General features: G+C 73.4%; 8 protein-coding genes. 6 read left to right on the top strand and 2 right to left on the bottom strand.

Annotation, left to right across the window (positions count from 1 at the left end):
• Positions 1 to 35: 35 nt before the first annotated feature.
• Complete coding sequence (locus QF032_RS05985) at positions 36 to 3,047, top strand: DEAD/DEAH box helicase (protein ID WP_307055229.1); 3,012 nt, start codon at positions 36 to 38, stop codon at positions 3,045 to 3,047.
• A complete protein-coding gene (locus QF032_RS05990; protein ID WP_307040692.1) occupies positions 3,044 to 4,474 on the top strand; it encodes an SWF or SNF family helicase in 1,431 nt (476 codons plus the stop codon). The genes QF032_RS05985 and QF032_RS05990 overlap by 4 nt, the downstream gene beginning before the upstream one ends.
• Before the next feature lie 97 nt (positions 4,475 to 4,571).
• On the opposite strand, the gene QF032_RS05995 is transcribed toward QF032_RS05990, so the two are convergent.
• Positions 4,572 to 4,982 (bottom strand): hypothetical protein, encoded by a 411-nt coding sequence (locus QF032_RS05995; RefSeq protein ID WP_307055230.1) that lies wholly within the window; start codon positions 4,980 to 4,982, stop codon positions 4,572 to 4,574.
• A 218-nt stretch (positions 4,983 to 5,200) separates the two neighbouring features.
• Entirely contained in the window at positions 5,201 to 6,367 is a 1,167-nt protein-coding gene (gene xylA / locus QF032_RS06000; protein WP_306954551.1) for a xylose isomerase, read from the bottom strand.
• A gap of 138 nt (positions 6,368 to 6,505) precedes the next feature.
• On the opposite strand from xylA, the gene xylB reads away from it, so the two are divergent.
• The 4 genes from xylB (at position 6,506) to exaC (ending at position 12,772) form a co-directional block, all read left to right on the top strand.
• Positions 6,506 to 7,951, top strand: a complete 1,446-nt coding sequence (xylB, locus tag QF032_RS06005; protein ID WP_307040696.1) for a xylulokinase — start codon at positions 6,506 to 6,508, stop codon at positions 7,949 to 7,951.
• Between the two features lie 79 nt (positions 7,952 to 8,030).
• Positions 8,031 to 9,248 carry an ROK family transcriptional regulator gene (locus QF032_RS06010; protein WP_307055232.1) on the top strand — a complete coding sequence of 406 codons (1,218 nt, stop codon included), beginning with the start codon at positions 8,031 to 8,033 and terminating at the stop codon, positions 9,246 to 9,248.
• 543 nt (positions 9,249 to 9,791) lie between these two features.
• A complete protein-coding gene (locus QF032_RS06015) occupies positions 9,792 to 11,060 on the top strand; it encodes a GAF domain-containing protein (protein WP_307055234.1) in 1,269 nt (422 codons plus the stop codon).
• A 188-nt stretch (positions 11,061 to 11,248) separates the two neighbouring features.
• Positions 11,249 to 12,772 (top strand): acetaldehyde dehydrogenase ExaC, encoded by a 1,524-nt coding sequence (gene exaC, locus QF032_RS06020; RefSeq protein WP_307040701.1) that lies wholly within the window; start codon positions 11,249 to 11,251, stop codon positions 12,770 to 12,772.
• Positions 12,773 to 12,776 lie beyond the last annotated feature (4 nt).

The following is a 12,776-nucleotide window of genomic DNA, read 5'->3' on the forward strand; positions in this document are numbered from 1 at the left end:
CCCGGTAGTCAAACTTGAGGAGCAGGCTCATCACCGTGCAGAGGGTTCCCACGGAAGTATCACCTCGGACCTCCGAACTGGTCCGCTGCTGCGCCCTGTTCGTGCCCTGCGCCCAGGGCCGGCCCGGCAGCGTCGCGTTCTGGCGATCCGACGGCGAGACCCCTCCCGTTCCAGGGTCGCGGGGGGCGCAGGATCCGTCCGCGAGCCTGGCCGTCGTCCGCCCGACCGACTCCGGCGTGGCGGTCACCCGCGTACCCGTCCTGCTGCTGCCGGTGCCGGACGCCCTTCCCGTCCTCGTCCACGCGCGTGCCGCCCCGGACGCCCACCGCTCCACCGCGTTCTGGGGTGCGGCCGCCCTGCTGTCCCTGGCTCTCACGGCACGCGGTCTGTTGCTGCCCGGCCTGTCCGCGCAGGATCACGACGCCTGGCGGGCCGGTCCCCTGGGCCCGGACGACGTCGAGCAGGTACGCCGACTGGCCGCCTCCATGCCGCCCGAGGCGCACGCCGTACCGGTCGACGACGCCCTGCCGCCGCGGCTCCCCGGCCCCGAGCGGCTGCTGCGCGCCTTTCTGGACGCCGTCGCGGACGCGCTGCCCCGTACGCCCGCCGCGGAGTTCGTGACCGGCGGACCCGCGTATGCGGCGCGGGAGCCGCGGGCCGTGCCGGAGCTGCGCGGCTGGGCGGCCGACGTCGCCGCGGGCCACGACGCCGGCGTACGGGTCTCGCTGCGGATCGAGGTGTCGGGCATCGGGGCGTCGGGGGTCACCGGACACGAACCGCCGGTCGGCGAACCGGCCGTCGGCGAAAGCGGCGCGGCCGAGTCCGGAACCGGCGTCCGCGGAACCGGTGCGCCGACATCCGCCACCGCCGACCTCGGCCCCGGCCTCGACCTCGACCTCGGGGGAGCAGCGCCCGGCTTCCGGGCTGTGCCGCAGGTGCACAGCGTCGGCGATCCCGCGCTCGTCGCCGACGCCGCCGCGCTCTGGGGCGGCCCCGAGGTGACGCGCGAGGCGTTCGGACCCCGCGCGCGGACGGACGCCCTGCTCGCCCTGCGCCGTGCCGCGCGGGCCTGGCCCGCGCTCACCCCACTGCTGTCGACCACGGTCCCCGAGGCCGTCGATCTCGTCGACGAGGAGATGATCGATCTCCTGGGAGACGGTTCTCGCGCGCTGGCGAAGGCAGGGGTCGACGTGCACTGGCCCCGGGAACTGGTCCGCACGCTGACCACCCGTGCGGTCGTGGGCCCCCCGGAGGAGGGCCCGGCGTCGCCACGCACGGGGTCGGACACGCCGTCGTTCCTGTCCGCGGACGCACTCCTGACGTTCACCTGGCGGTTCGGGCTCGGCGGACAGCAGCTCACGCGTGAGGAGCTGGACCGCCTGGCCGAGGCGAAGCGGCCCCTGGTGCGGCTGCATGACCGGTGGGTTCTGATCGACCCCGGGGAGCTGCGTCGGGCCGGCGCCCGGCAGGACCGCGAGTTGACGCCCGTGGACGCCCTGAGCGCGGCTCTCACGGGCTCCGCGGAGGTGGACGGCAGTCGGGTCGACGTGGAGCCCGCCGGGTGGCTGGCGGCCCTGCGGGAGCGGCTGACGCGGCCCGAGGGGCACCAGCCGGTGGCGCAGCCCGCCGCCCTCGACGCCACCCTGCGCGACTACCAGCGGCGCGGGCTGGACTGGCTGGCCCGGAACACGGCCCTCGGCCTGGGCTGCTGCCTGGCGGACGACATGGGGCTGGGCAAGACCGTCACGCTGATCGCCCTGCACCTGCACCGCCAGACGGACGCCGCGGCCGCGGGCCCCACCCTCGTGGTCTGTCCGACGTCCCTGATGGGCAATTGGCAGCGGGAGATCGAGAGGTTCGCCCCGGGCACACCGGTGCGCCGCTTCCACGGCCCCCGTCGTGACCTCGCGGAGCCGGCCGACGGGGAGTTCGTGCTCACGACCTACGGCACGCTGAGGATGGACGCGAAACGGCTCGGCGCGGTCCCCTGGGGCCTGGTCGTGGCGGACGAGGCCCAGCACGTGAAGAACCCGTACTCGGCGACCGCGCGGGCGCTGCGCACCATCGGCACACGCGCGCGGGTGGCCCTCACGGGCACCCCGGTGGAGAACAATCTGTCGGAGCTGTGGGCGATCCTGGACTGGACGACACCGGGCCTTCTGGGCCGGCTCGGCCCCTTCCGCGCGCGCTATGCGCGAGCCGTCGAGGGCGGCGGGGATCCGGCGGCGGCGGAGCGGCTCGCCCGGCTGGTCGGACCGTTCCTGCTCCGCCGACGTAAGTCGGACCCGGGTATCGCGCCGGAGCTGCCGCCGAAGACCGAGACCGACCGGCCCGTCTCCCTCACCGACGAGCAGGCGGGCCTGTACGAGGCCGTGGTACGCGAGACCCTGGCGGCGATCGCCGAAGCCGACGCCATGGCGCGGCGCGGCCTGATCGTGAAACTGCTGACCGGTCTCAAGCAGATCTGCAACCATCCCGGGCAGTACCTCAAGGAGGACCGGCCGAGGACCGCCGGACGCTCCGGGAAGCTGGAGCTCCTCGACGAACTGCTCGACGTTCTCCTCGCCGAGGGGGCGAGCGTGCTGGTCTTCACGCAGTACGTGCGCCTGGCGCGGCTGCTGGAACACCACCTTGCCGCGCGGGGCGTGCCCACCCTGTTCCTGCACGGCGGCACACCGGTCGCCGAGCGCGAGGCCATGGTCCGGCGCTTCCAGGACGGCGAGGTCCCCGTGTTCCTGCTGTCCCTGCGGGCTGCGGGCACCGGGCTCAACCTCACGCGCGCGGAGCACGTCGTGCACTACGACCGCTGGTGGAATCCGGCCGTCGAGGCACAGGCCACCGACCGCGCGTACCGCATCGGCCAGACCCGGCCCGTTCAGGTGCACCGGCTGATCGCCGAGGGGACGATCGAGGACCGCATCGCCGACATGCTGCGACGCAAGCAGGCTGTCGCGGACGCCGTCCTCAAGGCCGGCGAGGCGGCATTCACGGAGCTGACGGACGCCGAACTGGCCGACCTGGTGGAGCTGCGAGGGAGCACGCGATGAACCGGCACGACAGCGCCGGGCGGCGCGACGAGGGACACATCGAGGGAATCAAGGGAATCGAGGAGCGCACGTTCGCGGCCCTGCCTCCCGCGCACGGGACGGGGTTCGCGCAGACCTGGTGGGGCAGGGCGTGGCTCACGGCCCTCGAGGACGGGGCCATGGACGGGGAGCAGGTGAGGGCGGGCCGGCGACTCGCGCGCGCGGGCTCCGTGGGCGCGGTGACCGTGCGGCCGGGCCGCATCACGGCCGTCGTCCGCAGCCGTGACCGCACGCCGCACCGGGCGGACGTGCTGCTCGACACCCTTTCGGACGCGCAGTGGGACCGCTTCCTGGATCTGACGGCCGAACGGGCCGGCCACACGGCTGCGCTGCTCGACCGCGAGATGCCGCCCGATCTCGTCGAGGACGCCGGCGCCGCGGGTGTCCACCTGCTGCCGGGGCTCGGCGACCTGGAGGCGGAGTGCGACTGCGGCGCCTGGGACCACTGCGATCACACGGCGGCCGTCTGCTACCAGGTGGCAAGGCTGCTCGACCAGGATCCGTTCGTCCTGCTGCTGCTTCGGGGCCGGGCCGAACGGGTCCTCCTGGACGGCCTCCAGGACCGCGGCGCCGGCACTCCGGCGGCATCGGCGTCGGCGGAACCCCGAGCCGAAGGAGTGGACGCGGCGGAGGCGTACGCGGCCGGGGACATCCTGCCCGCGTTGCCCGCCGCGCCCGCACTCCCGCCGGAGCCGGGCGTTCCGCCCGCCTTGGACACGGACACGCCGCCCCCGCCCGGGGTGGAGCCCGCCGCTCTGGAGCACCTGGCCGCCAGGACCGCCGCCGCGGCACACCTGTTGCTCGCGCAGGCGCTGCACGAACCTCCGGGGCCGTGTGCGGACGCGGGACGGTTGTCGGCCGGGCAGGACGCCGTACGTCTGGCGACCGGTGCCGTCGGCGGCCGTCCGGACGCGCATCGGCTCGCTGCCGTGGTCGGACGGCTCGCCGCCGGGTCGGGGCGCAGCCGTGAACAACTGGCCTCGGCCGTACGGGCCTGGCAGCACGGCGGGGCGGCGGCTCTGTCGGTGTGGGAGGAGGAGTGGGCCGTCGAAGGCGACGCGCTCGCCCGCGCGCGGGCCGCACTGGAAACCGCCTGGGAGGACGACGAGCGGCCGGCGCTGCGGGCGCGAGCCAACCGCTGGACGGTCGTCGGTGAGGCCTGCCAACTGCGGTGGGGACGGGACGGTCGCTGGTGGCCGTACCGCAAGGAGGGCGGTCGCTGGACACCGGCCGGGGACGCCGCCGACGACCCGGCGACGGCCCTGGCCGCAGCTCGCTCCGACGGCGAGGAAGCGCCTTCGCCGACGAAGACGCCTTCCCTCCTGGCAGGGTCTTCACCGGCGGAGGCGTCCTCCCCGGCGGAGGTGCCTCCCGCGGTCACACCGTAGGCGCGCGGGCGTCGTGCCTCACGCGCGTCGGCCGCAGGGCGGGTGACGCCGACGGCTACGGCTACGGCTACGGCTACGGCTACGGCTACGGCTACGGCTACGGCACAAGATCCCCCAGCGAGGGCAGCAGCGACTCCAGCTCGCTGGGCAGCTCGGTCGGCAGCGTGCTCGGCAGCGCGCTGGGGAGGTTGCTGGGGAAGTCGCTGGGCAGGCCCGACGGAAGGTCGGCGGACGGCTCGGGAGAGCTCGTGGCGCTGCCCCCCGTCGTCGGTTGGTCGTCCGGCGAGTCGCCGCCGCCCGAGGCCATCAGCACGACGGCGACGACGGCCGCGGCGAGGACCAGCAGGGCGAACACCACGAAGAGCGGGCTCCTGCGGCGCCGGCCGGGGCCACCGGGATCACCGGCCGCACCGGTTCCGTAGGGGGCGGTGGGCGGTCCGAAGCCGCCGGGAGGCGGCATGTCACCCGGCGGTCCGGGCGGCTGAGGCGGTACGGGCGGCATGGCCATACCGCCCAGCGTGGCCGTGAACCCGCTCGGAGGGCGACCCCCGCACGCGACTTGATACCGGTTCATGGCATGGAGGGCATGATTCCGGCGTATTGCGTACGGAGGCCGACCGGACGGGGAACACCGGGCGGAACGCGTGCGTGTGACCGCTCGGCGTTCGCACACGCGCGTGTGTGGCCCCGAGTTGCGCCGCACAGCCACACACACGCGCGTGCGGTTCAGCTCCGGGCGCCCAGCAGGTGGTCCATCGCGAGCTGGTCGAGCTGCTCGAAGGCCATGCCGCGGGCGGCGGCCGCCTCGGGGGCGAAGTCCTCGAAGGCGCTGCGGTCGGCGAGCAGGCTCTCCAGGCCGTCGGCGGCGGTGGCCTGGGCCAGCTCGTCGAGGCGGGAGGCGCGCAGGGCCTCCTGGACCTCCGGGTCACCGCGGAAGGCGGCCGCGCGCTCCTTGAGGATCAGGTAGTTGCGCATGCAGCCCGCCGCCGACGCCCACACGCCGTCGAGGTCCTCGGTGCGCGGCGGCTTGAAGTCGAAGTGCTTCGGACCCGCGTAACCGGCGCTCTCCAGCAGGTCGACCAGCCAGAACGCGGAACGCAGGTCTCCGGCGCCGAATCGCAGGTCCTGGTCGTACTTGATGCCGGACTGGCCGTTGAGGTCGATGTGGAAGAGCTTGCCCGCCCACAGGGCCTGCGCGATGCCGTGCGGGAAGTTCAGGCCGGCCATCTGCTCGTGGCCGACCTCCGGGTTGACGCCGTACAGCTCCGGACGCTCCAGGCGCTCGATGAAGGCCAGGGCGTGGCCGACGGTGGGCAGCAGGATGTCGCCGCGCGGCTCGTTCGGCTTGGGCTCGATGGCGAACTTCAGGTCGTAACCCTGCGAGGTCACGTACTCGCCGAGGAGGTCGAAGGCCTCCTTCATGCGGTCGAGCGCCACGCGGACGTCCTTGGCGGCACCGGACTCCGCGCCCTCACGGCCGCCCCAGGCGACGTAGATCTTCGCGCCGAGCTCGGCGGCCAGGTCGATGTTGCGGATCGTCTTGCGCAGGGCGTACCGGCGCACGTCGCGGTCGTTCGCGGTGAACGCGCCGTCCTTGAAGACGGGGTGCGTGAAGAGGTTGGTGGTCGCCATCGGCACGGTCATGCCGGTGGTGTCCAGGGCCTGCCGGAAGCGCTTGATGTGCTCCTCGCGCTCGCTGTCGGAGGATCCGAACGGGATGAGGTCGTCGTCGTGGAAGGTCACGCCGTAGGCGCCCAGCTCGGCCAGGCGCGTCACCGTCTCGACCGGGTCGAGGGCGCGCCGCGTGGCGTCCCCGAACGGGTCCCTTCCCTGCCAGCCGACGGTCCACAGGCCGAAGGTGAACCTGTCGTCGGGGGTGGGCTGGTAGCTCATGCCGGGCTCCTTGCTCGAAGTCTGTCGTGCGGGGCGGTGGCGAACTATTTCGTCATGGCCGTTTACAAATTAGTATGCGGACGCATCTCTGGGAAGACAGATCCCGCAGAGCCGCGGAAAAAGTTGAGGGAGAACCCGATGTCAGCAGCCGAGGGTCCGCTCGTCGTCGGCGTGGACACGTCCACCCAGTCCACGAAGGTCCTGGTCGTGGACGCCGCCACCGGGGCCGTTGTGGCGAGCGGTCAGGCACCGCACACCGTGTCCTCGGGGGCCGGCCGCGAGAGCGACCCGCGCCAGTGGTGGGACGCCCTGCGCGAGGCGCTGCACCAGTGCGGCGACGCCGCGCGCGAAGCGGCGGCCGTGTCGATCGGCGGCCAGCAGCACGGACTCGTCTCGCTGGACGAGCGGGGCGAGCCGGTGCGCCCGGCGCTGCTGTGGAACGACGTCCGTTCGGCTCCGCAGGCGCATCGGCTGACCGAGGAGCTGGGCGGGGCGAAGTTCTGGGCGGAGCGCACCGGATCCGTGCCGGCTGCCTCCTTCACGGTGACGAAGTGGGCGTGGCTGGCGGAGAACGAGCCGGAGGCTCTGCGCGCGACCAAGGCCGTACGCCTCCCCCACGACTATCTCACCGAGCGCCTGACGGGCGAGGGGACCACCGATCGCGGCGACGCGTCGGGCACCGGCTGGTGGGCTTCGGGGACCGAGGCGTACGACGAGGAGATCCTCGCCCATGTGGGGCTCGACCCGGCCCTGCTGCCCCGCGTGGTGCGGCCCGGGGAGGTGGCGGGCACCGTGCGCGACAGCCACGACCTGCCGTTCGCCAAGGGAACGCTGGTCGCTCCGGGCACCGGGGACAACGCGGCGGCGGCGCTCGGCCTCGGGCTGCGTCCCGGCACGCCTGTGCTGAGCCTCGGCACCTCGGGCACGGTGTACGCGGTGGCCAAGCGCCGCCCCACCGACCCCACCGGCACCGTGGCCGGCTTCGCCGACGCCCACGGCGACTGGCTGCCGCTGGCCTGCACCCTGAACTGCACGCTCGCCGTCGACCGCGTCGCCGCTCTGCTGGGTCTGGGCCGCGAGGCCGTCGAGCCCGCCGCACACCTCACGCTCCTGCCCTATCTGGACGGGGAGCGCACCCCGAACCTGCCGAACGCGTCGGGCGTGCTGCACGGTCTGCGTCACGACACCACCGCCGGCCAACTGCTTCAGGCCGCCTACGACGGGGCCGTGCACTCCCTGCTCGGTGCGCTCGACCTCGTCCTCGACGAGGACGCGGACCGCTCGGCACCCCTGCTGCTGATCGGCGGCGGCGCCCGGGGAACGGCCTGGCAGCAGACCGTACGCCGGCTGTCGGGGCGTCCGGTGCAGGTTCCGGAGGCGAAGGAACTCGTCGCGCTGGGGGCCGCCGCGCAGGCGGCGGGGCTGCTGACCGGCGAGGACCCGGCCGCCGTCGCCCGTCGCTGGAACACCGCCCGGGGCCCGGTCCTCGATGCCGTCGAGCGGGACGAGGCGACGCTGACGAGAATCGCCGGGGTACTCTCCGACGCGTCCCCGCTGCTGGAGCGGAGCACGAACGCCCACTGACCACCGAGGAAACCGACCCGCTCGACAATCCGACCCGTTCGACAGACCGGCATCGACGAATCGACGAATCGACGGAGGCATGACCGCACCGCTGCACGAGGCCCGGCCGGCCGGCCGGGGGCGCGCGACTCCCGACACCCAGCAGGGCATGCGCCGCCGCAACCTGGCCCGGGTGATGCACGCCGTCCGTGCCGAGGGCTCGCTCTCGCGGGCCGCGGTCGCCTCACGGATCGGTCTGACCCGGGCAGCGGTGTCGACCCTCGTCGACGAACTCATACGCACCGGCCTGCTCGAGGAACTCGGCCCGGAACGCCCCGGCCGGGTGGGCCGGCCCGGTTCGGCGCTCGCGGTCAGCGGGCACGGTCCGGCGGGCATAGGCGCCGAGATCGGAGTCGACCACCTCGCGGTCTGTGCCGTCGACCTGCGCGGCGAGGTGCGGGCGCGGGCCGTGCGACACGGCACGAACCGCGGCCGCTCCCCCGAGCCGGTCGTCGGGGAGCTGACTGAACTCCTGCACCAGGTCGTCGGGGCCGCGGAACGCGCGGGGCTGTGGCCTGCCGGGCTGTCCGTCGCCGTTCCGGGCCTCGTGGCCCGGGACGCCCGTACGGTCGTGCGCGCGCCGAACCTCGACTGGCAGGACGTCGATCTCGGCGCGCTGCTGCCCGGGGAGTACCCCTTGACCGTGGACAACGAGGCCAATTTCGGCGGCCTGGCCGAACTCTGGCTCGGCACGGACACGCCGAGGGACTTCCTGCACGTGTCGGCCGAGATCGGCATCGGTGCCGCGCTCGTCGTGGACGGCGCCCTGCTGCGCGGCACCCGCGGTTTCGCGGGCGAGCTCGGCCATGTACCGGTGCACCCCGACGGCCCGGCGTGCGTGTGCGGCGGGCGCGGGTGTCTGGAACAGTACGCCGGCGAGGAGGCGGTGCTGCGCGCAGCCGGGCTGGAACCGGGCGAGGACCGCGTCGGTCTCCTCGCCGGACGGGCCGCGGAAGGCGATCCGGACGTACGGCGTGCCCTGCGGGAGGCCGGAACATCGCTCGGCATCGCCCTGACCGGAGCGCTCAACCTGCTGGACCCGGAGGGAGTCGTGCTGGGCGGCGCCCTGGCCGGCCTCGCGCCCTGGCTCCTCCCGTCGCTCGAGACCGAGCTCTCCCGGCGCACCGCGGGGCCCGCTCGTCCTGTCTCCGTCTCGCGTCTGGGTCCCGAAGGACCGCTGCTCGGCGCCGCGCACTCGGTGGTGCGGGCCGTGCTGGACGACCCGGCGGCGGTCGCGGAGCGGGTCCGAGCGGACTGAGGGCCGAACGGGCCGGCCGCCGATCGGGGCTGAGCGGCTCGGACCGCGGCCGTTGCGTGCGCGGTGTTCGTTCCCGCGAACCGATCGACCCGCCCTGCCGAACACACCGTGTCTGCTGGGCGTGCCGGGCGGCGCGCCGAGGAGGCCCTGTCTGCCGGCGTGCCGAGGACGCCCTCGCCACCGCACCGGACCGGTGAACCTGACGGAACCGGTGGACGCGCCGGACAGCGGAACTCCCCGTTCGCGTGAGGAGGTTGTCCACAAACGCGGGGCCGTCCACGGATTCCGGACGCAGGGCACACGGCCGCGGGTGATGGGACACCATGAGGTGTCGGACGCCGATCGCCCCGATCCCGGTCCGGACCGACACCGGAGCATTCCGGGCGGCTCCTCGGCCGCGCCAGCCCGGGCGACCCGGAACGCACGGGACCGGGACGGACGGGACCGGAGGAACTGGTTTCGGTGAGGGCCGTCCGGACGGTTGTCGGCCCGCGTACCCGGCGTGACGATGTCTCCAGCCGTATCGCCTTCCAGGAGGACGAGTTGACCGATCCCTGGGTGGCCCTCGAACCGGGGGCCGACCCCGCCGAGCGGGTGCGGATTCTGCGCCGGGCCCATGAGACGTTCACGGAGGCCGGCACCGTGCCGCGTCCGGTGCGTGCCGTCGTGGCCGACTCGTGGCGGCGTTCGGCGCGGGCCGGCGTCGGCCCCGACGGCACCGCCGACGTGGAGCTGACCGACGGCGACCTCGGAACCTACCGGTCGGAGCATCCGCTGGCGCGGGTGATGCCGCTGTTCCGCGAGCTGATGGGCACGTTCGCCGCGGACGGCGAGCATCTTCTGGCGGTGTGTGACGCGCACGGACGGCTGTTGTGGGTGGAGGGCCACGCGGAGACCCGGCGGAACGCGGGGCGGATGAACTTCGTGCCCGGGGCTCGGTGGTCGGAGAACGCGGTCGGGACCAACGCCCCGGGCACGGCTGTCGCCCTGGACCGGCCGGTGCAGGTGTTCGCGGCCGAGCACTTCATACGACGGGTGCAACCGTGGACGTGCGCGGCCGCGCCGGTGCACGACCCCCGCACCGGTCGGGTGCTGGGAGCCGTGGACATCACGGGCGGCAACGGGCTGGCGCATCCGCACAGCCTGGGTTTCGTCCAGGCCGTCGCCCGGGCCGCCGAGGCCCATCTGGCCCTGCTCGCCCCGGCGCGGCCCGGTGCCGACACTCCGCGGCTGAGCGTGCTGGGCCGGGACGAGGCGCGACTGGTCACCGGCGACCGGGAGTTGCGGCTGAGTCGTCGGCACAGCGAGATCCTGCTGCTCCTGGCCCGGCACCCCGAAGGACTGACCGGCGACGAGCTGCTGTGCGCGCTGTACGAGGACGAGTCGGTGACGCCGGTGACCCTGCGGGCCGAACTCGCCCGGCTGCGCGGAATCCTCGGCCCCGGTCTGCTCGCGTCGCGCCCCTACCGCCTCACGGTCGCCTGCGAGTCGGACCTGGCCGTCGTCGAGAGACGGCTCGCGACCGGCGCCGTGACGGCGGCGGCGACGGCGTATGCCGGACCACCGCTGCCGGGGTCGCAGGCGCCGGCGGTGGTCCGGCTCAGACGTCGGCTCACCGAGGGGCTGCGCGCCGCACTGATCGCCTGCGGCGACCCCGACCTGCTGGCGGACTGGGCGCACGCGCCGTGGGGCGAGGACGACATCGACGTGTGGCGGGCACTCGCCAAGGCCCGTCCGACGGCGGCGACACGGACGCGCCTCGCCTCACTCGAGGCGGAGCTGACGACCCCACCGGGGTGGGCGCGCCCCTAGGGACCACGGCCCATCGCACCATGCCGTCGACGCTCGGTACCGGGCGCTTTGCCCTGCCTGCCAGGTGCCTGCCTGCCACGTGCCTGCGTGCCCTGCTCGCGCGCAACGTGGTTGCAACGTCCGCTTCCCTAGCCTCGCGCGAAGAGCTGTCCAACGGCGGGCAGCGCTGCTGAAGGAGGCAGAACAGGATGACCCGTTACGCGGCGCCCGGCACCGAAGGCGCGATCGTCTCCTACCAGACGCGTTACGACCACTTCATCGGCGGCGAGTACGTCCCCCCGGCTCTCGGGCGGTACTTCGAGAACCCGTCGCCGGTGAACGGGGAGACCTTCACGGAGGTGGCACGCGGTACCGCGGAGGACGTGGAGCGGGCGCTGGACGCGGCGCACGCCGCCGCGCCGGGCTGGGGGCGCACTTCGGCGACGGAGCGTTCCGACATCCTGCTGAAGATCGCCGACCGGATGGAGGCCTACCTGGAGCCCCTCGCCGTCGCGGAGAGCTGGGAGAACGGCAAGCCGGTCCGGGAGACGCTGGCGGCGGACATCCCCCTGGCCATCGACCACTTCCGGTACTTCGCCGGCGCCATCCGCGCCCAGGAGGGCTCGCTCAGCCAGGTCGACGACGACACCGTGGCGTACCACTTCCACGAGCCGCTCGGCGTCGTCGCGCAGATCATCCCGTGGAACTTTCCCATTCTGATGGCCACATGGAAGCTCGCGCCCGCCCTCGCCGCGGGCAACGCGGTGGTCATCAAGCCCGCCGAGCAGACCCCGGTGTCGCTGCACTACTGGATGAGCCTGGTCGCCGACCTGCTGCCACCGGGCGTGGTCAACATCGTCAACGGGTTCGGACCGGAGGCGGGCAAACCGCTGGCGTCCAGCCCGCGGGTGGCGAAGGTCGCCTTCACCGGCGAGACGTCCACGGGCCGACTGATCATGCAGTACGCGGCGGAGCACCTCAAGCCGGTCACCCTGGAACTCGGCGGCAAGTCACCGAACATCTTCTTCGACGACGTCTGGGAGAAGGACGACGACCTCCGGGACAAGGCCCTCGAGGGGTTCACCATGTTCGCGCTCAACCAGGGCGAGGTCTGCACCTGCCCCTCGCGCGGCCTCATACAGCGCGGCAACTACGGCGACTTCCTCCGGGCGGCCGTCGCGCGCACCGAACTCATCACGCCCGGCCACCCCCTCGACACGGACACGATGATCGGCGCGCAGGCCTCCGGCGACCAGCTGGCGAAGATCCTCTCCTACATCGACATCGGCCGGAACGAGGGTGCCAGGATTCTCACCGGCGGCGAACGCATACAGCACGAGGGGGAGTTGAAGGGCGGATACTACGTCCAGCCGACGATCTTCGAGGGCGACAACCGCATGCGGGTCTTCCAGGAGGAGATCTTCGGCCCGGTCGTCTCGGTGGCCTCGTTCGACGACTTCGACGACGCCATCAAGATCGCCAACGACACGTCGTACGGCCTCGGCGCCGGGGTGTGGACACGGGACATCAACACGGCGTATCGCGCCGGCCGGGCGATCCAGGCCGGGCGCGTGTGGACCAACTGCTACCACGCCTACCCGGCGCACGCCGCCTTCGGCGGCTACAAGCAGTCCGGGATCGGACGCGAGACGCACAAGATGATGCTGGAGCACTACCAGCAGACGAAGAACCTTCTCTGTTCTTACAGCCCGCAGAAACTCGGCTTCTTCTAGCCCT

This window comes from Streptomyces achromogenes (assembly GCF_030816715.1).
Classification (GTDB): domain Bacteria; phylum Actinomycetota; class Actinomycetes; order Streptomycetales; family Streptomycetaceae; genus Streptomyces; species Streptomyces achromogenes_A.